Consider the following 22,560-nt stretch of genomic DNA (forward strand, 5'->3'; position numbering starts at 1 on the left):
TCAAAGCAGCTGACGCGCATTGCCGCGGCGACGGCAATGTGCTGTCTTCGCCGCGACGAACCGGACCGGAGAAGGCGGCGCATGATATTCAGGGTGATGACGCTTTTCGCCGCGGCCGCGTTGACGGTCGCGCCGGCAGCCGCGGAATCGGCGCGGGACGTCCTGACCCAGGCATCGTTCTCGGCTCGCAGCAAACCGGCGGCGTTGCAAAGCATCGGCGAGGCGGAACGACTGGCGGCTTCGGTGCTGGCCCACGCACCCGGCGATCGGGAGGCGCTGTTGATGCAGGCCACGGCTCGCAGCTATCGCGCCAAGATGAATGGCAGCAGGGCCGATGCGATCGCGGCTCGCAAGATGTTCGAGGCGCTCGCGGCAAAGGCGCCGCTCGATCCCGAGCCGCAGCTGGGCCTTGGCGCCTGGCACATGGGTGCGGTGTTCAAGCTGGGGGGCATGATCGGTCGTGCGGCTCTGGGCGCACAGAAGAGTGTCGGCCTCGCTGCGCTGGACCGCGCTGTGGCGGGTGGGGGCAACCGGGCGATCTACGCCGGCGTGGCGGCGCTGTTGCGGCTGGAACAGGATGCAGGCGATCCGAAGGGGCGCGCGCTTGCCGAATTTGCGAGCCGGGCGGGTGCGCCTACAGCTTTCGATCGCGTGATGCGTCGTGCCGCCGCTGCGATACTGGCCTCGATCCAATCCGGCAATGCGGGCGCGACCCGAACGCTGGCGGCACGCTTGCTGCCCTTCGGGCAGATCGACGACTAAATGGTGGTGATGCTGGATCGGCAGGCGGCAGAACGACTTGCCGTGAAGGTGCTGACACGTCATTTCGATGGACAGTCGATCGATTGCCGTATGAATTGACGTAAAGCTATCGGGATGATGCGGGAGTGACGGACATGCCTGACTGTCGACGGAAAGCCGTTCATGCCGTTGCCATGATGGCCATGGCCTTCATGCCGCTGTTGGCAGAGGCGCAACGCAGGCCCGTGCCCGCGACGATCAAGAAGCGCGTCGTTACGAGTTCCGGCGACGCCGAGATGCTGTTCGCATCGGATGTGGCGAACACGCGGGCGACGCTGGCGGGCCTGTGTGAAAAGATCGGCTGGAGCGTCCGCTGGAAGGGCAGCATGCGCGACACGTTACGCTGCGATGTACCCACCAGCGAAACCACCATCGTCCAGATGGCGGGCGCCAATGCGGGCGACCTGCGTTACCTGATAGCGACCGGTACGGCGGTGCCGGTGCGCAAGGAGGTCGTCTTTCTGCTCGCTGCGAAGCGCGGTGGTACGGTGGTACGGGCACAGGCGGCCCGGTTCTTTCCGGCCGTATCGGGTGTGACGCCGGTGCGAAAAGCGATCGAAGACGAGAATACGTTCAACGGGCTGATCAATATACTGGCGCTGGCAGGCGGTCGGTTCGCACCAGGCACCCGGTTCGAGCGCATCGCATATCTGGGCTTCCGCACCGATCAGGTCAGCGATGCGACCGGAGATGGAACCCGCAAGACAAGAGGCCTCGTCGTCGGCGACGTCGATGCCGGCAGCCCGGCGGCGCTGGCGCAGATGCGTGTCGGCGATGTCATCCACGCCATCAATGGCAAGACCTTCGGCGACTATGAAGGGGCAACGAAGCTGATGGCAAAGCTGCGACCGGGGGACCCGGTGCACCTGACGGTTCAACGTGATGCCGCACCGATCACGGTAGATCTCGTCGCGATGGACGTGCCCGGCATACGGTAGGTTGGCAGAACAAGGCCGGCAGCATCTGCCCGACCTTCATTCTGCCAATGGCGTATCGACTGCGAATAATACGCTGATCGGCAGAAGCCCGGTGGCTCCTGCCGATCGATGCTCACTGGTCGAGGAACGAGCGCATTTTGCGGCTGCGGCTCGGGTGCTTGAGCTTGCGCAGCGCCTTCGCCTCGATCTGACGAATGCGTTCGCGTGTCACGCTGAACTGCTGGCCGACCTCTTCGAGCGTATGATCAGTGTTCATGCCGATGCCGAAGCGCATGCGCAGCACGCGTTCCTCACGCGGCGTCAGCGAGGCGAGGACGCGGGTGACCGTTTCCTTCAGGTTCGCCTGAATCGCCGCATCCACCGGAATGACCGCATTCTTGTCCTCAATGAAGTCGCCGAGATGCGAATCCTCCTCGTCGCCGATCGGCGTTTCGAGGGAGATCGGCTCCTTGGCGATCTTCATCACCTTGCGGACCTTCTCGAGCGGCATCGAGAGGCGCTCCGCCATCTCTTCCGGCGTCGGCTCGCGGCCCTGCTCGTGGAGGAACTGGCGGCTGGTGCGGACCAGCTTGTTGATCGTCTCGATCATATGAACCGGGATGCGGATGGTCCGCGCCTGATCCGCGATCGAGCGGGTGATCGCCTGCCGAATCCACCACGTCGCGTACGTGCTGAACTTGTAGCCACGGCGATATTCGAACTTATCGACCGCCTTCATCAGGCCGATATTGCCCTCCTGGATCAGATCCAGGAACTGAAGGCCGCGGTTCGTGTACTTCTTGGCGATCGAAATCACGAGGCGCAGGTTCGCCTCGACCATCTCCTTCTTGGCGATACGCGCCTCGCGCTCCGCCTTCTGCACCATGTTGACGATGCGGCGGAACTCGGGGAGCGCCATGCCGGTCTGTTGCGAAATCTCGCTGATCTCGCCGCGGATGCGGTCGACCGCCTCGCCCTCGTTGGTGGCGAATGCAACCCACTTCTTGTCGAGCTTGCCGACCGTCTGCAGCCACGTATCGTCCAGCTCGTGGCCGACGTAGCGGTCGAGGAAGTCCTTGCGGCTCACCTTGTGACGCTCGGCGAGGCGCAGCATCTGTCCGCCCAGCGCGGTCAGGCGCCGGTTGTAGGCATACAGCTGATCGACCAGATATTCGATCTTGGCGTTGTGGAACTGGACGCTCTCGACCTCGGCGGTCAGCTCCTCGCGCAGCTTGTGATACTTGCGCTCGTCGCCAGTCGACAGCTCACCACCAGCGGTCATCGCATCGAGACGCACCTGCTGGATCTTGCTGAACTTCTTGTAGAGCGCGGTGATGTTGGCGAACCGCTCCAGCGCCTGAGGCTTGAGCGTTTCCTCCATCTGCGCGAGGCTGAGGGTATTGTCCTCGTCCTCGTCGTCGGACGGACGCGGCGCGCGCGGCTCACCGGATTCGTCGTCCTCGTCGGCCGACGCCTCTTCGGGCTCGGGCTCGTCCTTGAAGCTGGCGCCGGCGGTCTTTTCGCTGATCTCGCCCGATTCGTCGTCCTCGGCACCCTCGACCTGCTCGGGCGAGGGACCCTTGGACAGCATGGCGTCGAGATCGAGGATCTCGCGCAGCTGCATCGTGCCTTCGTTGAGCTGGGTCGACCAGTCGATGATGGCGTTGAAGGTGATCGGCGATTCGCACAGGCCGAGGATCATCGTGTCCCGGCCGGCCTCGATCCGCTTGGCGATCGCGATCTCGCCCTCGCGCGACAGCAGCTCGACGGCTCCCATCTCGCGCAGGTACATGCGGACCGGATCGTCGGTACGATCGACGGTTTCCTTCTTCTTGGTCTCTAGCGCAGGCGCGGCGGTGCCGTCGCCGTCGACCTCGACGACCTCCGGCTCGTCGTCCTCGGCTTGCTCCTTCTCGTCGCCGTCATCGCCCGCTTCGTCGTTCTCGACGATGTTGACGCCCATCTCGTTGAGCGCGGACATGATGTCCTCGAGCTGGTCGGACGACATCTGGTCCTGCGGCAGCGCCTCGTTGAGCTGGTCGTAGGTGATGTACCCACGCTTCTTGGCGCGGGCGACCAGCTTCTTGATATCGGCATCATTGAGGTCGATCAGCGGCGCGTCGGTCACGTCACCACCCTCATCGCCACCGTTACCGTTAACTTTCGCCATCAATTGCCCTCGGATCCCAACGCTCGGGCGTCTTCGTTCGACTGCACCAAATTTGCAAGTCGAAGCTCCAACGCCTGTTTCTCTTTCACCAATGCCACCTGCCGTTCGAACGCCTCGTGGGTGAAGTGCGTCTGCATCGAAGCGGTCGCCTCCATCAGCGCCAGATCGACCTCGGGACGCGCCACCATGATGGCGATCGCTTCGTCTAGGTCGGCTCGGGCGCGGTCCGGATCACCGCCGCTTTGCGTGAACGAATAGGGCATCGTATCGGCTCTCAGCAGTTCGCTCGCGACTGAATCAAAACCGCTTCGTGCCAATATGGTGCGCAGGGCCGCGCTATCAAGCGCCTGATCCTCCAGCGCGACGTCGACCACCGCCTCAAACAGCCGGCCGAGCGGCCCGCCCACCAGCTTGAGGCTGCCGAGCACCTCCATATGCCGGGCGATTTCCACGGGATGGCGGATCAGTCCGGCCAGTACCGCTTTGGCGAGTACGCGGTCGATGCCGAAGGCGTGGAACGCCTTTACGTCCTCGGTCGGCGGCGCGATCGGCTGTTTCCACTGCCCGTCGCTGCCGCGCTTGCCCTGCGGCCGAGGGGCGTTGGGGGTGAAGACGCGGCGCTTCGGCGCGAAATGTTCGTAGAAGCGGTTCTTGAAGTCGTTCTCATATTCGCGCCGGACCGAGGCATCGGCGATCGTCGCGGCGAGCTCTGCCAGGCGCTGCTTCAGGCCGGCGCGCTGTTCGGGTGTATCGAGCGGGCCGGCGGCGACCTCGCTTTGCCAGAGGCGATCAACCAGCGGCTGCGGCTGCTGGAGCAGCGCTTCCATCGCCTGCGCGCCCCCGGCCTTGACCAGATCGTCGGGGTCCTGACCCTGTGGGAGGGTGATGAACGACAGACTTCGACCGTTGCCGAGCAATGGCATCGCGCGCGCCGCCGCCCGCAACGCCGCCTTCTGCCCGGCGCTGTCGCCGTCGAAGCAAAGGATCGGCACGTCGACCATCCGCCACAGCCGCTCCAGCTGCGCTTCGGTCAGTGCGGTGCCGAGCGGCGCGACGGCTTCGTGAATGCCCGCCTGCGACAAAGCGATGACGTCCATATAGCCCTCGACCACCAGCACGCGGGCGGCCTTGCGTGCGGCCGGGGCGGCGCGGTCGAGATTGTAGAGCGTGCGGCCCTTGTCGAAGAGCGGCGTATCGGGGGAGTTAAGATATTTCGGTTCGCCCTCACCAATGACGCGGCCACCGAAGGCGATCGTCCGCCCGCGCGCGTCTCGGATCGGGATCATCAGCCGGCCGCGGAACCGGTCGTACGGGTCCTTCCCCTCGACCTGGATCAGCAGCCCGCATTCGACCAGCGCGGGGTCGCCATAGTCCTTCAGCGCGGTCTTCAGCTTGCCGCGGCTGTCGGGGGAAAAGCCCATGCCGAAGGTGCGCGCGGTGTCGGGGGAGATGCCGCGTTTCGCGAGCACGGCGCGGGCCTCGCTGCCGCCGATGCCGCCCAGTTGTTCGGTGAACCAGGTCGCGGCGTCGGCCATCGCATCGTGCAGGCCCTTGGCACGCTCGGCCTTGGCGGCGGAGGCGCGGTCCTGCGCCGGCATCTCGAGCCCGGCGGCCTGCGCGAGCTCCTTGACCGCATCAATGAACGGCAGGCCGCGCTGGTCCGTCATCCACTTGATCGCGTCACCGTGCGCGGAGCAGCCGAAGCAATGGTAGAAGCCCTTGTCGTCGTTGACGTAGAACGACGGAGTCTTCTCGTTGTGGAACGGGCAACACCCGCGCATCTCGCGCCCGGCCTTTTGCAGCTTGGTCGTCTTGCCGATCAGCGCCGACAGCGAGGTGCGGGCGCGGAGCTCGTCAAGGAACTGCGGAGACAGGCTCATGCGGCTGATTCTACCATGAACGAAGCGGGGCCGCGCGGCAAATCTCGACCTTCGAAGCCGCGGAAGTTGCCAAACTTGCCACTACGTCGGGTTCGGAAACACCTTCCCGGCGGGTGACCTGCCCGGACGGGGTGCGTGAACGATCGACGATGGGAAAGAGCGTAGGCAACAAGCGTACCCACTTTGTTCCGTGTAGGACAGGGGTTCCTCGTAGGACAGGGCTTCCCTTTCCTCAGGAGAGGGACGCCTTCACCAGCCCGCTCGCCTTGCTCATGTCGAGGTTGGCCGCATGCCGCGCCTTCAGCTCCGCCATCACGCGACCCATGTCCTTCATCCCCGATGCGCCGAGTTCCACCTTGATCGCCTCGATCGCGGCGACCGTATCGGCCTCGCTCATCTGCGCCGGCAGGAAGCGTTCGATCACCGCGACCTCCGCCTTCTCGGCATCGGCAAGCTCCTGACGCCCGCCCGTCTCGTACATCGTGATCGATTCGCGGCGCTGCTTGACCATCTTCTGCAACACCTCGACCACCACCGCATCGTCGTCGGCGGGCGCGGTACCGGTGCGCAGTTCGATGTCGCGGTTCTTGATCGCGGCCTGGATCAGACTGATCGCGTTGCGCGCTTCCTTGTCGCCGGCCTTCATGGCGGTGACCTGTGCGGCCTTGATGTCGTCGCGAATCATGGGGAAGCTCTCGAAGATGACGGTGAAGCGGACGACCCTAGCGAAGGAACGGCTGCCCGTGAACCGGTTGACCTGAGGGGGGCAGGGGTCTAGCGGCCACCGCTTAGCGACATAGACGAAACCAACCGGAGTGCCCGCCAAGCCATGGCCGACGCCAAGCCCATTGCCATGCCCGCCAAACCTGAGGGTGCGACCGGCGTTCTGGTCCTCGCGAGCGGCGAGGTGGCCTGGGGCCGCGGCTTCGGCGCGGAAGGCGCGGCGGTCGGCGAGGTGTGCTTCCACACCGCGATGACCGGCTATCAGGAGATCATGACCGACCCGTCGTTCGCGGGGCAGATCATCACCTTCACCTTCCCGCACATCGGCAACGTCGGCGCGAACCCGGACGATATCGAGGCGGATGCGCCGCATGCGCTGGGCATGATCGTGCGCGAGGACGTGACCGCGGCGTCGAATTTCCGCGCGGTCGAGCGGCTGGATGGATGGATGCAGCGCCATGCGCGCATCGGCCTGTCGGGGATCGACACGCGGGCGCTGACGCGGCGCATCCGTAGTGGCGGCGCGCCGAACGGCGTGGTGGCGCATGCGGCGGATGGGGTGTTCGACCTCGACGCGCTGCTGGCGATGGCGCGGGCGTGGCCAGGCCTAGAGGGAATGGACCTCGCCAAGAGCGTGTCGACCGAGACGCATTACGCCTGGGGCGAGACACGCGAGGGCGGCCCGTGGCGGCTGGGCTTCGGCTATGGTGGGGACGAAGGCGGCGAGCGACCGCACGTCGTCGCGATTGATTACGGCAGCAAGCACAACATCTTCCGCAACCTTGTTCAGGCCGGTGCGAAGGTGACGGTGCTGCCCGCAGAGGCGACGTTCGACGAGGTCATGGCGCAGAACCCGGACGGCATCTTCCTGTCCAACGGCCCAGGCGACCCTGCTGCGACGGGCGAATATGCGGTGCCGGTGATCCGGCAATTGCTCGATACGGGAAAGCCGCTGTTCGGCATCTGCCTCGGCCACCAGTTGCTGGGGCTGGCGGTGGGCGCGACCACGACCAAGATGTTCCAGGGCCATCGCGGCGCCAACCACCCGGTCAAGCGGCTGAGCGATGGCGCGGTCGAGATCACCAGTATGAATCACGGCTTTGCGGTCGAGCGGGACAGCCTGCCGGCGAACGTGCGCGAGACGCATGTGTCACTGTTCGACGGGTCGAACGCCGGGCTGGAACTGACGGATCGGCCGGCGTTCAGCGTGCAGTATCACCCTGAAGCGTCGCCAGGGCCGCAGGATAGCCTGTATCTGTTCGAGCGGTTTGTCGGGTCGCTTAGCCGGTCGGCATCATGAGTGCGTTGCTCGCACTTGCTGTGCAGGCTGCGACGCTCCCTCATTCCTCATCACGTCGCCAGATGAGCCAGGCACGCCTGAATGCGATGGCCGATGCGTGCCACGCACCGCGAAAGTGGGTCGAACTGAGAGGCCGGGAAGTCGTGTTCAAGGCTAATCCGGATGCAGAATATAAGAAGATCGAGTGCATGCTCAGGAAGATCAGCGCGGTGGTCGACATGCCGAACATCGGCTTCGTCGGCAACGAACAGATTTCGGAAGACAAGTAATGCCAAAACGCACCGACATCTCCTCCATCCTCGTGATCGGCGCGGGGCCGATTGTTATCGGTCAGGCGTGCGAGTTCGATTATTCGGGCACGCAGGCGATCAAGGCTTTGAAGGAAGAGGGCTATCGCATCGTCCTCGTCAACTCCAATCCCGCCACGATCATGACCGATCCCGAGCTGGCCGACGCGACCTATGTCGAGCCGATCACGCCCGCGATCGTCGCCAAGATCATCGAGAAGGAGCGCCCCGACGCGGTGCTGCCGACGATGGGCGGGCAGACCGCGCTCAACACTGCGCTGGCGCTGTTCCACGACGGCACGCTGGAGAAGTACGGCGTGACGATGATCGGTGCGAATGCCGAGGCGATCGACAAGGCGGAGGATCGACTGAAGTTCAAGGATGCGATGACCAGGATCGGGCTGGAAAGCGCCCGGTCGGCGATCGCGCATACGATCGAGGAGGCGATGGCGGGGCTGGAGATCACCGGCCTGCCCGCGATCATCCGGCCGAGCTTCACGATGGGCGGCTCGGGCGGCGGCATCGTCTACAACCGCTCCGAGTTCGTCGACATGGTCCGCAAGGGCCTCGACGCGTCGCCGACCACCGAGGTGCTGATCGAAGAGTCGCTGCTCGGGTGGAAAGAATACGAGATGGAGGTCGTGCGGGATCGCAAAGATAACTGCATCATCATCTGCTCGATCGAGAACGTCGATCCGATGGGCGTCCACACCGGCGATTCGATTACCGTCGCGCCGGCGCTGACGCTGACCGACAAGGAATATCAGATCATGCGCAATGCATCGATCGCGGTACTCCGGGAAATCGGCGTCGAAACAGGCGGTTCCAACGTCCAGTTCGCGGTCAATCCGAAGGACGGGCGACTGGTCGTCATCGAGATGAACCCGCGCGTGTCGCGTTCGTCGGCGCTGGCGTCAAAGGCGACCGGCTTCCCGATCGCCAAGGTCGCCGCCAAGCTGGCGGTCGGCTATACGCTCGACGAGATCGAGAACGACATCACCGGCGCGACGCCCGCGAGCTTCGAACCGACGATCGATTACGTCGTCACCAAGATCCCGCGCTTCGCGTTCGAAAAGTTCAAGGGCGCGGAATCGGTGCTCGGGACGGCGATGAAGAGCGTCGGCGAAGTCATGGCGATCGGCCGCAATATCCACGAGAGCATGCAGAAGGCGTTGCGCGGGCTGGAGACCGGCCTGTCGGGCTTCAACGCGGTCGAGCGGCTGGTCGGCGCGCCACGTGCGGAGATCGAAGCCGCGCTTGCAGTGGCGACACCCGACCGGCTGCTGGTCGCGGCGCAGGCATTGCGCGAGGGTTTCACCGTCGCCGAAATCCACACCATAGCCAAGTTCGATCCGTGGTTCCTTGAGCGGCTGGCGGAGATCGTCAGCGCCGAGGAAGAGGTCTGCAGGAACGGCCTACCGATCGAGGCGGTCGGGCTGCGGCGGCTGAAGTCGATGGGTTTCAGCGACAAGCGGCTTGCCTATCTGGCGCTGAAATCGGCCAATCTGCGCGGCATGGAACGCGGCATCGCGCGCGGATCGGGGCTGATCCACGAAGCGGTCGTCGCGATGACCGGAGGCGTCACCGAGGAGGAAGTGCGCGCGCTGCGCCACCGTCACGGCGTGCGGCCGGTGTTCAAGCGCATCGACACCTGCGCGGCGGAATTCGACGCCAAGACGCCGTATATGTATTCGACTTATGAGGCGCCCTCGTTCGGCGAACCCGAGGACGAGAGCATGCCGTCCGACCGCCGCAAGGTGGTGATCCTGGGCGGCGGCCCGAACCGGATCGGGCAGGGGATCGAGTTCGATTATTGCTGCTGTCATGCGTGCTTCGCGCTGGCGGACGCAGGGTACGAAACGATCATGATCAACTGCAATCCGGAGACTGTGAGCACCGACTACGACACGTCCGACCGCCTGTATTTCGAGCCGCTAACCGCGGAGGACGTGCTGGAGATCCTGCACGTCGAGCAGTCGCGCGGCGAGCTGGTCGGCGTGATCGTGCAGTTCGGCGGGCAGACGCCGCTCAACCTCGCGCGCGCGCTGGAGAAGGCGGGCATCCCGATCCTGGGAACCTCGCCCGACGCGATCGATCTGGCCGAGGATCGCGAGCGGTTCGCGGCGCTGGTCAACAAGCTGCGGCTGAAGCAGCCGGCGAACGGCCTCGCGCGCAGCCGCGACGAGGCGGTCGCGGCGGCGGAGCGCATCGGGTATCCGGTGCTGATGCGGCCGAGCTACGTGCTCGGCGGGCGGGCGATGGAGATCGTCGATTCGCTTCAGCAGCTCGACGATTACATCCAGACCGCGGTGCAGGTGTCGGGCGATTCGCCGGTGCTGATCGACCAATATCTGCGCGACGCGATCGAGGTCGACGTCGATGCGATCTGTGACGGCGAGGATGTCGTCGTCGCTGGCCTGTTGCAGCATATCGAGGAAGCCGGAGTCCACTCCGGCGACAGCGCCTGTTCGATCCCGCCCTATTCGCTGACGCCAGAGACGATTGCCGAAATCGAGCGCCAGACCGTGGCGCTGGCGCATGCACTATCGGTCAAGGGCCTGATGAACATCCAGTTCGCGGTGAAGGACGGCGAGGTCTATCTCATCGAGGTCAATCCGCGCGCGTCGCGCACCGTGCCGTTCGTCGCCAAGGCGATCGGCGTTCCCATCGCCAAGATCGCGAGCCGCGTGATGGCGGGCGAGATGCTGCGCGACCTGCCGAAGATCGATCGCCACATCGATTATTATGCGGTGAAGGAAGCGGTGTTCCCGTTCAATCGCTTCCCCGGCATCGATCCGGTGCTGTCACCGGAAATGAAGAGTACCGGCGAAGTGATGGGGATCGATCCCGATTTCACTACCGCCTTCGCCAAGTCGCAGTTGGGTGCGGGTACCGTGCTGCCGACAGGGGGCACCGCCTTCGTCAGCGTCAAGGACGGCGACAAACCGCATATCGTGCCGGCGGTGAAGTCGCTGCTGGAGCGCGGGTTCAAGGTGCTGGCGACCGGCGGGACGGCGGACTACCTCGCGCTCGCCGGTCTGGGGGTCGAGAAGGTCAATAAGGTGGCGCAGGGGCGGCCGCATATCCTCGACCGGATCATGGACGGCGAGGTGACCTTGATCTTCAACACGACCGAAGGCTGGCAGAGCCTGAAGGATTCGAAGCCGATCCGTCAGGCGGCGCTGGCGCAGAAGATCCCGTACTTCACCACGGCACCTGCCAGTGTGCAGGCGGCGGCGGCGATCGGAGTGACGCATCTTGAAGTCCGGCCCTTGCAATCCTATTATTCGCAGTCGCACAACTAATCCCGACATAATGGAATGTGTGCGGGCGCGTCGGTGAAAGGCGCGCACGGGTCAGAGTGAATTGGGGACGTAGATATGGCGACCGTCGAAAAGATGCCGATGCTCCAGGAGGGCTATGAGACGCTCACCGCGGACCTGAAGCGTCTGAAAGCGGAGCGTCCCCTGATCGTGGATGCGATCGAGGAAGCGCGCGCGCACGGCGATCTGTCGGAAAACGCCGAATATCATGCTGCGAAGGAGCAGCAGGGCCAGAACGAGGCGACGATCAGCGATATCGAGGACAAATTGTCCCGTGCACAGATCATCGATCCGCTGGAGCTGTCGGGTGACAAGGTGGTGTTCGGGGCTACCGTGACGCTGCTCGACGACGACGACAAGCCGGTGAAGTACCAGATCGTCGGCCAGACCGAGGCGAATGCCAAGACCGGCCGGATTTCGTACAATTCGCCGCTGGGCCGGGCGCTCATTGGGCGCAAGGTCGATGAAGAGGTCGAGGTGTCGGTGCCCGCGGGTGACCGGTATTACGTCGTGTCGAAAATCGAGTTTATTTGATCGCCAAGGGGTGAGGGGGAAGCGCCACCATCGGTCGGCACTTCATCGAGCTTCACCTTCTGTCATCCCGGCGAACGCCGGGACCCACGGCTTCGCACCGCCGCTGATGATGCTTGCCGTGTTGAGTTCACCGCATCCATGGGTCCCTGCGTTCGCCGGGATGACGGGGAGGGGGCGCTAACTTGTGGCTGAACTAGCGCACCTTAACGTCATCCCCGCGAAGGCGGGGTTCCATAGTCGATACTTGGGCGATCTAACTTAGCCGCCGTGATTATGGGTTCCCGCCCTCGCGGGAATAACGCAGTTGCGCGAGGGCAATAAGCACCTCAAGCTGGTGGCGTGAGCAATTCCGGCTCGAGCAGACGGTGCAGGTGAACGACCACGAACTTCATCTCGGCGTCGTCAACGGTACGCTGCGCATTCGCACGCCAAGCCTTTTCGGCGCTGGCATAGTCCGCAAAGATGCCGACGACCTCCAGCTTCGACGGGTCGGCGAATTCGAGGGTGCGGGGATCGGTAACGCGACCGCCAAAGACGAGGTGGAGCTTGCTCATGCGAGTGTCCCGGGTGTGAGGTTCAGGCAGCGGCACTAGCGTGTTGCGCTGCAGTATTGAACCCCCGACGGCAGCGGAACCGGCGCTGATCGCCGATCCCGCCGGGTGGTCAGCCCTTGTTGGCCGCGGTCTTGGCGGCGGCGGAGCCGGCGCTGGTCGCTGCTTTGGCGATGCCCTGGAACAGCGACTTGACCTGATCCTTTGCTGCATCCTTGGACAGGCCGGCGTTCTGCAATTCGCTCGTGCCGGTCTCCCGTGCCGCCTGGAACGCGCTGCGCGCGCGTTCGCCGAGGCTGCGGCCGACGGGGGCGAGCAGTTCCTTTTCCTTTGCCGAACGCGGGATCAGCGCGCCGGCGAGTGCACCGATGGCGAGGCCGCCTGCGACGATGGCGAGCGGGTTGGATTCGATCGCGTCGGCGGCGCGATGCGCCGCGTCGCTCGCGGCATGCTTGGCGTCGTCGATGCGGTCCGGAGTATGCAGATTGGACATCGGGTTCATCCTTGTGGGAGTTGGTCTTGCGGGCCGAGGCCGGGTTCGTGATCGCGATAACCCGGTTTTTGCGGCTTGGGTTTGCGGCGGAACATGCTGGCAATCCGGTGGCGGGCCAGGAACAGGCCCGCCACCGCGGTGGCGCCGGCTACCGCTCCGGGATTGCGCACTGCGGCGTTCAGGCTGGCTTGAGCCGCCGCGCCACCCTTGTCGGTGACGTCTCGGGCCGCCTGCAACGCCAGCGTCCTGGGGTTGAGCTTCACCTGCAGCTTGCCGAGTGTGGCGGACAGGCGCTCGCGCGCCGCGGCGGCCTCCTGCTCGGCGTCGGCGAGGCGGGTCGCGGGATCGGCGGTGCTCATTGCGGCTTCCCCGGTGTCAGACGTCCCTTGCCGATGATCGCCAGTACGCCGGCGATCGCCAGCGTGCCGATCACCACCGCGGCGGTGGCGAGGCCGGGCCCGATCAGCGTCGCGAGGCTGAGGATCAACCCGACCAGCAGCGCGATCAGCGCCGCCAGTGCGAGCACGCCCGCAACGGCGAAGAAGACCGCCGCATTCTTGTACGCGCTCGCCCGCTCGCCGACCCGCGCCTTGACCAGCGCGACCTCGGCGCCGGCCAGCCCACGGGCATCCTCGACGAGCTGGGATACTAGGGTGCCGATGCCCTCGTCCTCCGCCACCTGTTCGATCACCGCCATGGGACCGGTCAGGCCTTGTTGCCGTCGATGCCGGACTGAACGATGCGGGCGACCGCGAAGCCAAGCGCTGCGGCCACACCGACGGCGACGCCCGGGCTCTTGCGAACGAATTCGCGCGCCTCGTCGAGCAGTTCCTCGACGTCCTTGCCCTTGATCTGTTCGGAGAAGCTGGAGACCGCGCCTGCCGCCGAACGGGCATATTCGCCATATTGCGCGCCGAGCTTCTCGTCGACCTGACCGGCAGCGTCGTTGATCATCTGCGACAGCTGATCGAGACCACCCACCGCACGTTCCTTGCCGGTATCGGCCAGGGTGCGGATCTTGTCGGTCGCCTGCGCACCGTATTTGGACGAATAGTCCTTTACAGTCTGCTTCGCCTGTTCGGTCTTGCTGCCGCCCGATGCCGGATCGAAATCGACGCCTGCATCCTTCAGTGGCTCTGCGGGCGTGAATTCCGTGCTGGCGGGGGGTGGCGTGATGTCGCCGTCGTTGATCGGTTTCAGGTCGTTATCGGCCATGACGCGCCCTTTGCTTGTTGTTCGACACCCTCAACCCCGTCGTTGCGAGTGCGGTTCCCTGATCGTTCGGGAGATTGCCGCACCGCGTCCGGCAGGGTAGAGGCCGCCGCGTACCGCCCGAGACGTAGGAGCATCGTTACGTGACCGCAATCATCGACATCCATGGCCGCCAGATCCTCGACAGCCGAGGCAATCCTACCGTGGAAGTCGACGTGTTGCTGGAAGACGGCAGCTTCGGTCGGGCCGCCGTGCCGTCGGGCGCGTCGACCGGCGCGCACGAGGCGGTCGAGAAGCGCGACGGCGACAAGAGCCGCTGGGGCGGCAAGGGCGTCGACAACGCGATCGACGCGGTGAACGGCGAACTGGTCGAGGCGCTGATCGGTCTGGATGCCGAGGATCAGGCGGACCTCGACCGCACGATGATCGAACTGGACGGGACGGGGAACAAGGGTCGGCTGGGCGCCAATGCGATCCTGGGCGTCAGCCTCGCCGCCGCCAAGGCCGCAGCCGAAGCGCGTGGCATGCCGCTGTACAAGTATGTCGGCGGCGTGTCGGCGCATGTGCTGCCGGTGCCGATGATGAACATCATCAACGGCGGCGAACATGCCGACAATCCGATCGATTTCCAGGAATTCATGATCGTCCCCGTGGGCGCCGAGAACATCGTCGAGGCGGTGCGCTGCGGTTCGGAGATCTTCCACACGCTCAAGAAGGCGCTGCACGACAAGGGGCTGGCGACCGGCGTCGGCGACGAGGGCGGTTTCGCGCCGAACATCGCGTCGACCGAGGAAGCGCTCGGCTTCATCATGCAGAGCATCGAGAAGGCGGGCTATACGCCCGGCGGCGACGTCATGCTGGCGCTGGATTGCGCTGCGACCGAATTCTACAAGGACGGCCGCTACGACATTTCGGGTGAGGGCAAGGTGCTGGAAAGCGGCGCGATGGCGGAATATCTCGCCGACCTCACGCGCCGGTATCCAATCTTCTCGATCGAGGACGGCATGAGCGAGGACGATTGGGAGGGCTGGAAGGCGCTGACCGATCTGATCGGCGACAAGGTGCAGCTCGTCGGCGACGACCTGTTCGTCACCAATCCCAAGCGCCTCAAGCGCGGCATCGACGGCGGCTACGCCAACTCGCTGCTGGTGAAGGTCAACCAGATCGGCACGCTGACCGAGACGCTGGAGGCGGTCAACATGGCGCAGCGCAACCGCTATACCGCGGTGATGAGCCACCGCTCGGGCGAAACCGAGGATGCGACGATCGCCGATCTCGCGGTCGCGACCAATTGCGGACAGATCAAGACCGGCAGCCTCGCGCGCAGCGACCGGCTCGCCAAGTACAACCAGCTGATCCGTATCGAGGAAGAGCTCGGCGATGCGGCACGTTATGCCGGGCGCAGCGTTCTCAAGGCTTGATCGCAGGCGTGTTGCGAGCGAGGATGTAGCCTATGGCGCGGACAGTCCGGAAATCGGCGTTTCGAAGGGTGATGCGGCGCGCCGCATTGCCCGCGCTCGGGCTGACGATCATGGCGTTCTTCGGCGCCTATGCGGTGCTGGGGCCGAACGGCATCCTCGCGTACGGCGACTACAAAAAGCAGCTGGCACGGCGAGAGAAGCAATTCACGGTGTTGGACCAGAAGCGGGCGGTGCTGAAGAACCGCGTGGCGCTGCTCGATCCGGATCATGCCAACCCGGATATGGTGGACGAGATGGTGCGCAAGGAATTGAACGTGGCGCATCCCGATGAGGTGATCGTTCCGCTCAGGTGACGGTGGAGGCACCGCCCTCCCGTCTTCTCACGGTCGTCCGTCCGCCGGGTTGGGGGCGCCGTTCATCTCGCCCCCTGTCACCAATGCATGGCGCGGCCTGTCACTCCTTGAAGTGGGGCGGTCCCAGATCCGTATCGCCGCTCTTCGTCGAGCCTTCGCCGCCGGTTATCGGGTAGCCGTCGCCTGCCGCCGCATCGCTGGCGAAGTCCTCGCCGGGATTGCCGCCGCCGGCACTGCTACCGCTGCCGTGTACCGCACCGGTCTTCGGGTCGAACGAGGCGCGCCGGCCGTTTTCCGGGGGCAGGGCAGGGTCGCGCGGCGGGCCTGCGTCGGTCGGCTTCGCGGCGACCGTGCCACTGGGGAACTGGCGACCGAGTTCGGCTTCCCGACCCTTGTTGTAGTCGAGCCCGTAAAAGCCATCCTCGCTGTCGAACGGATTGCCTCGACGATCGCGACCGGGATCGACCTTTGGCGTGTCAGACATGGTAACCTCCTGATGTGACAGGCGGCCAACGCGCGGTGGGTGCCATCGTGTTCCGTCCGGCAGAGCGTTCGTCGATCGAGCGGCCCGGCCCTTTTTCCCGACGTTCGTCGCGGATCTTTGCTACTGACCGGTATGAAAACCATTGACGCCGGCGAACTCGCGTTATATACCAAGCAGTATAGAAGGTGACGGACGAAACCGCGCGTAACCTTCGATCATCCAGACGCATGCCGGTCGGCGGCAGCAAAACGGACGCAACACTTCGCTGCTACCAGGCAGCGGCGGAGCGATGGGATGGTTCGCGGATCGTAACGGGAGTGACGCCATGGCCTTTCTTGCTTTCGCCGAGCCCGGCAACGCCGGCTATGCGCGCGTGACCGCGATGTCGTCTGCTCCGTTTCCCCGATCGATCGTCGTGGATCGGGACGCCCCTGTAATCGTCGCGGAAGAGCGGCCAATGCTGACGGAACTCGAACGGTCGGTCATCGGGATCGCCCGCCATGACGGTCTGGCGACGTTGCGCCAGCCGGGGCGGGTATCGCGTTGGCTTGGGCTGGTGTTCGGCGTGCGGATCAGCCCCCAGCTCGCCGATCCGAAGCTGGAGGCGCTGCGCCGTATCGCGGTGCTAAGCTGGAAGCGAGGATATTCGATCGCATCGGCGGAGGTGAAGGCGTTCCTGGCATCGGGCTATTCGCCGGCATTCTACGAGATGGTCGTCGATACGATCGCATCGGCACGACAGTCGGAGGCGAGGCGCGGTCGTCGCTAGAAGCGGTTCGTCATTTGCTCGATCGCGAACAGCGATTCGATGACATCGGCGGGCATGACCGGCTTTTCGTGATGGACGATCGATCGATACGCCTCATCGACCGTGCATGCATCGTAGCCGGTCGCGAACAGGAACGGTATCGCCCTCGCCAGCAGTAGCTCGGCGACGGGATAGCTCATCGTACCGTGCAGATTGATGTCCAGCACCGCGCCGTCGATCCGGGCGGTCGACCGGATCAGCGACAATGCGTCGGCGACGCTGCCGACCGGCCCGACCACCGTCGCACCGGCATCGCGTAGCGCCAGCGCCAGATCGTCCGCAACGAGATATTCATCTTCGACGATGAGGATGCGGCGGTCGCGCAGGTCGATCGTCATCGTAGCGCCTGCCGGCCAACCGTCGTCAGTCGCAGCAACCCCGCGCCGGCCCGCGATGGCGGCGCCAAGCGGCCCGGCCTGCCCGCATGCGCGTCGCCAGCGACCGACATCCATTGAAGGCAGGTTGCGGAAATCGTGGCCATAATCGCATTGGTATCGCGCGCTTTGGCCAAAGCTGCAATCGGTCCGATGCCAACTTTTATCCGCTGCCTTGCACCGTCTCGACATTCTCGACACGCTCACAAGACCGGCTATTTGTCAGGCAAATTGACGAGGGTCGTTCGGCCGGGTAATCATCATCACCGGACGCGCATGGACGCGAAGGGGAGAGATGGATGAAGACGACCCTGACATGGCTGTTGGGTGCCGGGCTGGCGGCACTGGCGCCGGCCGGACTGTCGGCGCAGGCCGCAGCACCGGCTGCGACGACCACGCCCGACACCGTATCGATCCGCGGCGATCAACCCGGCCCCAAATACGACAAGCGCCTGTTCGGACAGTTCGCCGAGCATCTGGGCACCGGCATCTATGGCGGTATCTGGGTCGGACCGAACAGCAAGATTCCCAACGTCCGGGGCTATCGCACCGATGTCATCGACGCACTGAAGGCGATCCGCGTCCCTGTGGTCCGCTGGCCCGGCGGCTGTTTCGCGGACGAATACCATTGGCGGGAGGGGATCGGCGCGCGAGCGAAGCGCCCGGTCAAGATCAATACGCATTGGGGCGGGGTGACCGAGGACAATGCCGTCGGCACGCATGAGTTCATGGACTATTCCGAGATGCTGGGCGCGGAGGCCTATGTATCCGGCAACGTGGGGTCCGCGCCACCGCGCGAGATGGCGGAGTGGGTCGAGTATATGACCTCGCCGACCGGATCGAGCCTGGCCAGGGAACGCGCGGCCAACGGGCGCAAGCAGCCGTGGAAGTTGCCGATGTTCGGGATCGGCAACGAACTGTGGGGCTGCGGCGGCAACATGCTGCCCGAATATGCGGCGGACGAAACGCGGCGCTATGCGACGTTCGTCAAGACGCCGGACGGTGTGCCGGTGATGAAGGTGGCGAGCGGCGCCAATGCCGAGGATTACAACTGGACCGAAGTGATGATGAAGAAGGCGGGCACCGTCTTCCAAGGCATCGGCGTCCATTATTACACCGTGCCGGGCAGCTGGGCGAAAAAGGGCCCCGCGACCGGTTTCGACGAGGACGCGTGGGCGCGTACGCTCGTCAAGACGATGAAAATGGACGAGCTGATCCAGGGCCATTCCCGGATCATGGACAAATACGATCCCGGGAAGAAGGTCGCGCTGCTCGTCGACGAATGGGGGACGTGGTACGACCAGGAACCGGGATCGCACCCCGGTTTCCTGTATCAGCAGAACAGCCTACGCGATGCCGTGGTGACGAGCCTGAACCTCGACATCTTTGCGAAATATGCGGATCGCGTGCGTGGTGCGAATATCGCACAGATGGTCAACGTATTGCAGGCGATGCTGCTGACCGATGGCAAACGTATGGTGAAGACGCCGACCTATTGGGTGTTCGACATGTACAAGGACTATCAGGACGGTACCGTGTTGCCTGCCGAGGTAAGTTCGCACCTGTACAAGCATGGTGAATGGACGCTGCGTTCGGTCAGCTCCAGCGCGGTACGTGGCATCGACGGCGTGGTCCACGTCGGCCTCACCAACGTCGATCCGAACCAGTCGACGACTGTCACGGTGCAACTGGCCGGGATCGCCGGCGGCGCGGTGACCGGCCGTATCCTGACCGCACCCACGATCGATGCGCATAACACCTTCGATGCGCCCGATGCGGTAAGGCCGGTGGCGTTCACCGGTGCGACGCTTGCGAACGGCACGGTGTCGGTCACGCTGCCGCCCAAATCGGTGGTGATGCTGGACATTCGCTAGCTGGGGGCACCCTTGCGCCTCACCTTCCACCGCCGCAGACAGTGGGGGCGAGGCGCAAGCGTCAGCGCGTGAGCGCAATATCCAATTTGGTCTCGACCATCGCGCGAATGTCGACCCGTGCCCGCAGGCGTGCGGCGAGCAGTGCCGTGCCGCTGATCTTGCGCTGGACGAACAGGGTGTCGGCGGGCGGCAGGTGCCAGGTGGCACGGTCGCGCGCCATCTCCATGCCCTGCTCCCGCACGACGCCGACGAAGGCCCGGTCGCCGAAGTCGAACGGGCCGGGGCGGTTGAGTTCGCCAAGGATGACGTCGATCATCGTATCAATCAGCGGCCCGTGCCGGGCGGCGGCGGCAGCGCCGAGGAAGCCCGCGGCGATCGCCGCAGCACGTACCGCATCGCGGCTGCCGGACAGCCCGGCGGCGAGCAGCGCACGATAATTGGCGACGGTTGCCGCCGGGATCGAACGTGTCGCGCCGAAATCGAGCAGCACGATCCGTCCGGTATCGGCCTGCCACCGATAATTGGCGAAGTTGGGATCCGTCTGCATCAACTCCCAGTCGAGCAACTCGCGCAACACCAGCGCGATCAGGCTGGCCATCACGCGGTCGCGGAGCGGCGGCTCGGCGGTCTCCAGCGCCTCGATCGGGGTGCCGGCGACGAAGTCCATCGCAAGGACGCGCGGGGTGGTGAGATCGGAATGCAGGGCGGGGACGACGAACGCGGGATCGCCGGCGAGCGCGGCGCGGTAGCGGGCCAGCATGTCGCCTTCGCGCACATAATCCGCTTCCTCGTGAAGCTGACGCTTTGCCTCGCCGAGCAGCGGCGCGATGTCGAGCTCCTTCGGCAACAGGCCGGAGACGCGGAGCAGCGTGGCGACATTGTCGACATCGGCGTCGATGCTCTCCTTCACCCCGGGATATTGCACCTTGATCGCCAATTCGCTCCCATCGGGCAGGTTGGCTCGATGCACCTGACCGATCGATGCAGCCGCGATGGGATGCGCCTGGAAATGGGCGAAGCGCCGCCGCCAGTCGCGCCCCCATTCGCGCGCCAGTACGGTATCGAGCTGTTGCGGCGGCATATGATGAGCGTTGTTGCGCAGCCGCGCGAGGATGGTGGCCAACTCTGGCGGCAGCATGTCGCCCGCGTCCATCGAGATCATCTGGCCGAGCTTCATCGCCGCACCGCGGAGATGGGAGAGCTGATCGGCGACGCGGGTCGCGTTGGCCGGCGTCAGCAGCATGTCGCCCAGCCGGGGACGTTCGCCCGCCGCGAGCCGTCGCGCGCCCTCGGCGACGACGCCGCCGCCGACCCCGGCGGCGAGCCGTCCGAACGCGCCGAGCCGCGACAGCCGGCCGCTAGGCACCGCGCGGCCTCTGGAGGGGCTGCTGTCGTCCGTCATTCGGATGTCCTTGAAACGGCCGGGCGAACGGCGCGGCAGTGGGTAAACGCACCGCCGGGCCGTCCGTGTCCGTCAGGGGATCAGCCGATCAGCACGCAACCGGGCGAACAGATCGAAGAACGCATCGTCGGTCGGTCGATAGGACGTGAAGCCTAGCCGCCGGCTCTTCGACATATCCGTCACGACCTCGATGGGGCGGCCGAGATCGGCGTCTGTGTGCCAGGGCGATGCGAGTCGCGACATGTCGGGTTCGACCAGATCGTGACGCCCGGCGATCCGGCGCCAGCGGTCGGCGTCGCCCGCCATCGCGGTTTCGAGCGGCTGGATCGTGCCGTCAAACGGGGCTGGTTCGACGCCGAACCATTCGGCGATGCGACCCCACATCCAGCTCCAGCGGAAAACGTCGCCGTTGACAATGTTGAACGCCTCGTTGCGCGCGGCGGGTGTGGTCACTGCCCACAGCAGGTGCGCGGCCAGCTGTCCGGCATCGGTCATGTCGGTCAGGCCGTTCCATTGCGCTGCCGACCCCGGGAAGCGGAACGGTCGCCCCGTTTCCCGGCACAGGGTGGCATAGACGGCGAGCGTCGTACCCATGTTCATCGCATTGCCGACTGCCTTGCCGATCACCGTGTGCGGGCGATGGACGCTCCACGAAAATCCATCGCGCCGAGCAGCGGCGAACACCTCGTCCTCCTGTGCATAATAGAAGTTCTCCACGTCCAGCCGGCCTTGTTCCTCGCGGAATGGGGTCTGGGGCAGCGTGCCCTTGCCATAAGCCTCGAACGGCCCGAGGTAATGCTTCAGACCGGTGACGAGTGCGACGTGACGCGGCGCACCTCCCGGACGCAGGCCATCGAGCAGGTTGCGGACCATCGTCGCATTGACGCGGATATTCTCCGCCTCGCTGTCCTGTCGCAGCCACGTGGTGATGAAGACCGCATCCGGGCGGATATCGGCCAGCGCCGCCGCGGTGCCGGCGGCGTCGAGTAGGTCGGCCGCGACCGGCGTGACGCCGGGTTGCGCGACGGGGCGACGGGCAAGGCCGTGGACGGTCCATCCTTCGCGGTTCAACAATTCTGCCGTCGCGCTGCCGACGATGCCGCTCGCGCCGACCACCAATGCGGTACCTGCCATAAAGTCGTGTCCTTATCCTGTTCGGTCAACGAGCTAGGCAGTGCGCGGCGCATCTTCTAGACGGCACCGTTTGGGATCATAGGCACCAGAAGGTACCCAGCGATGCAACCGGGTAGCGACGACGACGAATGGCGCGAGGATTGTGCACCGCGGCGCGTGCTGGAGCTGTTCGCGACGAAATGGACGAGCATGATATTGCACACGTTGCATGCCCGGCATGATGGCGCCGCGCGCACCGGCGTGCTGCTGCGCAGTCTGCCCGGCATATCCAAGAAGATGCTAACGCAGACCCTGCGCGAGATGGAGGGCAGCGGGCTGGTGTCGCGCCACGTGCAGGGGACGATCCCGCCAGCGGTGGAATATCGCCTGACCGATCTCGGTCGCCGCTTCGTCACCCCGGTCGAGATGCTGTACGCGTGGGGACGCGAGAATGCCGACGCCCTCGACGCGCTCGGGGTGAGGCCACGGTCCCGTCGAGCTGCCCCGCCGGCATCCTGATCCCTGCATACGTATGCCCTC

General features: G+C 65.1%; 23 protein-coding genes. 11 read left to right on the forward strand and 12 right to left on the reverse strand.

Features of this window, described 5'->3' with window-relative positions:
- Positions 1–96 precede the first annotated feature (96 nt).
- Together LRA87_RS06380 and LRA87_RS06385 are read left to right on the forward strand one after the other, a co-directional pair.
- Entirely contained in the window at positions 97–762 is a 666-nt protein-coding gene (locus LRA87_RS06380; protein WP_230630205.1) for a hypothetical protein, read from the forward strand.
- Between the two features lie 173 nt (positions 763–935).
- On the forward strand, positions 936–1,739 hold the full coding sequence (locus LRA87_RS06385) for a PDZ domain-containing protein (protein WP_230630206.1): 804 nt from the start codon (positions 936–938) through the stop codon (positions 1,737–1,739).
- 112 nt (positions 1,740–1,851) lie between these two features.
- Here the strand turns inward: LRA87_RS06385 and rpoD are convergent, their stop codons facing one another.
- From rpoD to LRA87_RS06400, 3 genes are all read right to left on the reverse strand, one after another.
- Positions 1,852–3,888 carry an RNA polymerase sigma factor RpoD gene (rpoD, locus tag LRA87_RS06390; protein WP_230630207.1) on the reverse strand — a complete coding sequence of 679 codons (2,037 nt, stop codon included), beginning with the start codon at positions 3,886–3,888 and terminating at the stop codon, positions 1,852–1,854.
- Positions 3,888–5,768 carry a DNA primase gene (gene dnaG, locus LRA87_RS06395; protein ID WP_230630209.1) on the reverse strand — a complete coding sequence of 627 codons (1,881 nt, stop codon included), beginning with the start codon at positions 5,766–5,768 and terminating at the stop codon, positions 3,888–3,890. Before dnaG ends, rpoD begins: the two co-directional genes overlap by 1 nt.
- Positions 5,769–6,000: 232 nt before the next feature.
- Positions 6,001–6,453, reverse strand: a complete 453-nt coding sequence (locus tag LRA87_RS06400) for a GatB/YqeY domain-containing protein (RefSeq protein WP_230630211.1) — start codon at positions 6,451–6,453, stop codon at positions 6,001–6,003.
- Between the two features lie 144 nt (positions 6,454–6,597).
- On the opposite strand from LRA87_RS06400, the gene carA reads away from it, so the two are divergent.
- From carA to greA, 4 genes are all read left to right on the forward strand, one after another.
- Entirely contained in the window at positions 6,598–7,791 is a 1,194-nt protein-coding gene (gene carA, locus LRA87_RS06405; protein ID WP_230630213.1) for a glutamine-hydrolyzing carbamoyl-phosphate synthase small subunit, read from the forward strand.
- On the forward strand, positions 7,788–8,060 hold the full coding sequence (locus LRA87_RS06410) for a hypothetical protein (RefSeq protein ID WP_230630215.1): 273 nt from the start codon (positions 7,788–7,790) through the stop codon (positions 8,058–8,060). The genes carA and LRA87_RS06410 overlap by 4 nt, the downstream gene beginning before the upstream one ends.
- Positions 8,060–11,383 carry a carbamoyl-phosphate synthase large subunit gene (gene carB / locus LRA87_RS06415; protein ID WP_230630216.1) on the forward strand — a complete coding sequence of 1,108 codons (3,324 nt, stop codon included), beginning with the start codon at positions 8,060–8,062 and terminating at the stop codon, positions 11,381–11,383. Before LRA87_RS06410 ends, carB begins: the two co-directional genes overlap by 1 nt.
- A gap of 75 nt (positions 11,384–11,458) precedes the next feature.
- Entirely contained in the window at positions 11,459–11,935 is a 477-nt protein-coding gene (gene greA, locus LRA87_RS06420) for a transcription elongation factor GreA (RefSeq protein ID WP_230630218.1), read from the forward strand.
- 326 nt (positions 11,936–12,261) lie between these two features.
- Here the strand turns inward: greA and LRA87_RS06425 are convergent, their stop codons facing one another.
- The 5 genes from LRA87_RS06425 to LRA87_RS06445 all read right to left on the reverse strand — a co-directional run bounded on the left by LRA87_RS06425 (position 12,262) and on the right by LRA87_RS06445 (position 14,194).
- On the reverse strand, positions 12,262–12,489 hold the full coding sequence (locus tag LRA87_RS06425; RefSeq protein WP_230630220.1) for a DUF4170 domain-containing protein: 228 nt from the start codon (positions 12,487–12,489) through the stop codon (positions 12,262–12,264).
- Between the two features lie 109 nt (positions 12,490–12,598).
- Entirely contained in the window at positions 12,599–12,979 is a 381-nt protein-coding gene (locus LRA87_RS06430) for a hypothetical protein (RefSeq protein WP_230630222.1), read from the reverse strand.
- 5 nt (positions 12,980–12,984) lie between these two features.
- The gene (locus tag LRA87_RS06435) at positions 12,985–13,338 is read right to left on the reverse strand and encodes a DUF3618 domain-containing protein (protein WP_230630224.1); all 354 of its coding nucleotides are present in this window, start codon (positions 13,336–13,338) and stop codon (positions 12,985–12,987) included.
- Positions 13,335–13,676 carry a phage holin family protein gene (locus LRA87_RS06440; protein ID WP_230630226.1) on the reverse strand — a complete coding sequence of 114 codons (342 nt, stop codon included), beginning with the start codon at positions 13,674–13,676 and terminating at the stop codon, positions 13,335–13,337. The genes LRA87_RS06435 and LRA87_RS06440 overlap by 4 nt, the downstream gene beginning before the upstream one ends.
- Before the next feature lie 8 nt (positions 13,677–13,684).
- The gene (locus tag LRA87_RS06445; protein WP_230630228.1) at positions 13,685–14,194 is read right to left on the reverse strand and encodes a hypothetical protein; all 510 of its coding nucleotides are present in this window, start codon (positions 14,192–14,194) and stop codon (positions 13,685–13,687) included.
- A gap of 140 nt (positions 14,195–14,334) precedes the next feature.
- Between LRA87_RS06445 and eno the strand changes: the two genes are divergently transcribed.
- Together eno and LRA87_RS06455 are read left to right on the forward strand one after the other, a co-directional pair.
- Positions 14,335–15,612, forward strand: a complete 1,278-nt coding sequence (gene eno / locus LRA87_RS06450; protein ID WP_230630229.1) for a phosphopyruvate hydratase — start codon at positions 14,335–14,337, stop codon at positions 15,610–15,612.
- 71 nt (positions 15,613–15,683) lie between these two features.
- Positions 15,684–15,965 carry an FtsB family cell division protein gene (locus LRA87_RS06455; protein ID WP_230630231.1) on the forward strand — a complete coding sequence of 94 codons (282 nt, stop codon included), beginning with the start codon at positions 15,684–15,686 and terminating at the stop codon, positions 15,963–15,965.
- A 100-nt stretch (positions 15,966–16,065) separates the two neighbouring features.
- Here LRA87_RS06455 and LRA87_RS06460 read toward each other — a convergent pair whose 3' ends face one another.
- Positions 16,066–16,449 carry a hypothetical protein gene (locus tag LRA87_RS06460; RefSeq protein ID WP_230630233.1) on the reverse strand — a complete coding sequence of 128 codons (384 nt, stop codon included), beginning with the start codon at positions 16,447–16,449 and terminating at the stop codon, positions 16,066–16,068.
- 325 nt (positions 16,450–16,774) lie between these two features.
- Between LRA87_RS06460 and LRA87_RS06465 the strand changes: the two genes are divergently transcribed.
- On the forward strand, positions 16,775–17,218 hold the full coding sequence (locus LRA87_RS06465) for a hypothetical protein (protein WP_230630235.1): 444 nt from the start codon (positions 16,775–16,777) through the stop codon (positions 17,216–17,218).
- On the opposite strand, the gene LRA87_RS06470 is transcribed toward LRA87_RS06465, so the two are convergent.
- A complete protein-coding gene (locus tag LRA87_RS06470; RefSeq protein WP_230630237.1) occupies positions 17,215–17,595 on the reverse strand; it encodes a response regulator in 381 nt (126 codons plus the stop codon). The two genes, LRA87_RS06465 and LRA87_RS06470, sit on opposite strands and share 4 nt — an antisense overlap.
- Positions 17,596–17,930: 335 nt before the next feature.
- Here LRA87_RS06470 and LRA87_RS06475 point away from each other — a divergent pair, with 335 nt between their 5' ends.
- Positions 17,931–19,505: an alpha-N-arabinofuranosidase gene (locus LRA87_RS06475; RefSeq protein WP_230630239.1), complete on the forward strand. Its 1,575-nt coding sequence runs from the start codon at positions 17,931–17,933 to the stop codon at positions 19,503–19,505.
- Between the two features lie 61 nt (positions 19,506–19,566).
- Here LRA87_RS06475 and LRA87_RS06480 read toward each other — a convergent pair whose 3' ends face one another.
- Both LRA87_RS06480 and LRA87_RS06485 read right to left on the reverse strand, forming a co-directional pair.
- Positions 19,567–20,907 carry an ABC1 kinase family protein gene (locus LRA87_RS06480; protein ID WP_230630241.1) on the reverse strand — a complete coding sequence of 447 codons (1,341 nt, stop codon included), beginning with the start codon at positions 20,905–20,907 and terminating at the stop codon, positions 19,567–19,569.
- A 72-nt stretch (positions 20,908–20,979) separates the two neighbouring features.
- Positions 20,980–22,041, reverse strand: a complete 1,062-nt coding sequence (locus tag LRA87_RS06485; protein ID WP_230630243.1) for an SDR family oxidoreductase — start codon at positions 22,039–22,041, stop codon at positions 20,980–20,982.
- A gap of 102 nt (positions 22,042–22,143) precedes the next feature.
- On the opposite strand from LRA87_RS06485, the gene LRA87_RS06490 reads away from it, so the two are divergent.
- Positions 22,144–22,539 (forward strand): winged helix-turn-helix transcriptional regulator, encoded by a 396-nt coding sequence (locus LRA87_RS06490; protein WP_230630245.1) that lies wholly within the window; start codon positions 22,144–22,146, stop codon positions 22,537–22,539.
- The last annotated feature ends 21 nt before the right edge of the window (positions 22,540–22,560 follow it).

The sequence above is a fragment of the Sphingomonas sp. Leaf37 genome (genome assembly GCF_920939475.1).
Lineage (GTDB): Bacteria > Pseudomonadota > Alphaproteobacteria > Sphingomonadales > Sphingomonadaceae > Sphingomonas.

Excerpts from the sequence above, each read along its gene's own strand:
- rpoD (WP_230630207.1), bottom strand. The coding sequence starts at position 3,888 with ATGGCGAAAGTTAACGGTAACGGTGGCGATGAGGGTGGTGACGTGACC.
- carB (WP_230630216.1), top strand. The coding sequence starts at position 8,060 with ATGCCAAAACGCACCGACATCTCCTCCATCCTCGTGATCGGCGCGGGG.
- greA (WP_230630218.1), top strand. The coding sequence starts at position 11,459 with ATGGCGACCGTCGAAAAGATGCCGATGCTCCAGGAGGGCTATGAGACG.
- LRA87_RS06440 (WP_230630226.1), bottom strand. The coding sequence starts at position 13,676 with ATGGCGGTGATCGAACAGGTGGCGGAGGACGAGGGCATCGGCACCCTA.
- LRA87_RS06485 (WP_230630243.1), bottom strand. The coding sequence starts at position 22,041 with ATGGCAGGTACCGCATTGGTGGTCGGCGCGAGCGGCATCGTCGGCAGC.
- LRA87_RS06435 (WP_230630224.1), bottom strand. The coding sequence starts at position 13,338 with ATGAGCACCGCCGATCCCGCGACCCGCCTCGCCGACGCCGAGCAGGAG.
- LRA87_RS06490 (WP_230630245.1), top strand. The coding sequence starts at position 22,144 with ATGCAACCGGGTAGCGACGACGACGAATGGCGCGAGGATTGTGCACCG.
- LRA87_RS06465 (WP_230630235.1), top strand. The coding sequence starts at position 16,775 with ATGGCCTTTCTTGCTTTCGCCGAGCCCGGCAACGCCGGCTATGCGCGC.
- LRA87_RS06380 (WP_230630205.1), top strand. The coding sequence starts at position 97 with ATGACGCTTTTCGCCGCGGCCGCGTTGACGGTCGCGCCGGCAGCCGCG.
- LRA87_RS06430 (WP_230630222.1), bottom strand. The coding sequence starts at position 12,979 with ATGTCCAATCTGCATACTCCGGACCGCATCGACGACGCCAAGCATGCC.
- LRA87_RS06385 (WP_230630206.1), top strand. The coding sequence starts at position 936 with ATGATGGCCATGGCCTTCATGCCGCTGTTGGCAGAGGCGCAACGCAGG.
- dnaG (WP_230630209.1), bottom strand. The coding sequence starts at position 5,768 with ATGAGCCTGTCTCCGCAGTTCCTTGACGAGCTCCGCGCCCGCACCTCG.
- LRA87_RS06470 (WP_230630237.1), bottom strand. The coding sequence starts at position 17,595 with ATGACGATCGACCTGCGCGACCGCCGCATCCTCATCGTCGAAGATGAA.
- LRA87_RS06445 (WP_230630228.1), bottom strand. The coding sequence starts at position 14,194 with ATGGCCGATAACGACCTGAAACCGATCAACGACGGCGACATCACGCCA.
- LRA87_RS06455 (WP_230630231.1), top strand. The coding sequence starts at position 15,684 with ATGCGGCGCGCCGCATTGCCCGCGCTCGGGCTGACGATCATGGCGTTC.
- LRA87_RS06460 (WP_230630233.1), bottom strand. The coding sequence starts at position 16,449 with ATGTCTGACACGCCAAAGGTCGATCCCGGTCGCGATCGTCGAGGCAAT.
- LRA87_RS06410 (WP_230630215.1), top strand. The coding sequence starts at position 7,788 with ATGAGTGCGTTGCTCGCACTTGCTGTGCAGGCTGCGACGCTCCCTCAT.
- LRA87_RS06480 (WP_230630241.1), bottom strand. The coding sequence starts at position 20,907 with ATGACGGACGACAGCAGCCCCTCCAGAGGCCGCGCGGTGCCTAGCGGC.
- LRA87_RS06425 (WP_230630220.1), bottom strand. The coding sequence starts at position 12,489 with ATGAGCAAGCTCCACCTCGTCTTTGGCGGTCGCGTTACCGATCCCCGC.
- LRA87_RS06400 (WP_230630211.1), bottom strand. The coding sequence starts at position 6,453 with ATGATTCGCGACGACATCAAGGCCGCACAGGTCACCGCCATGAAGGCC.
- carA (WP_230630213.1), top strand. The coding sequence starts at position 6,598 with ATGGCCGACGCCAAGCCCATTGCCATGCCCGCCAAACCTGAGGGTGCG.
- LRA87_RS06475 (WP_230630239.1), top strand. The coding sequence starts at position 17,931 with ATGAAGACGACCCTGACATGGCTGTTGGGTGCCGGGCTGGCGGCACTG.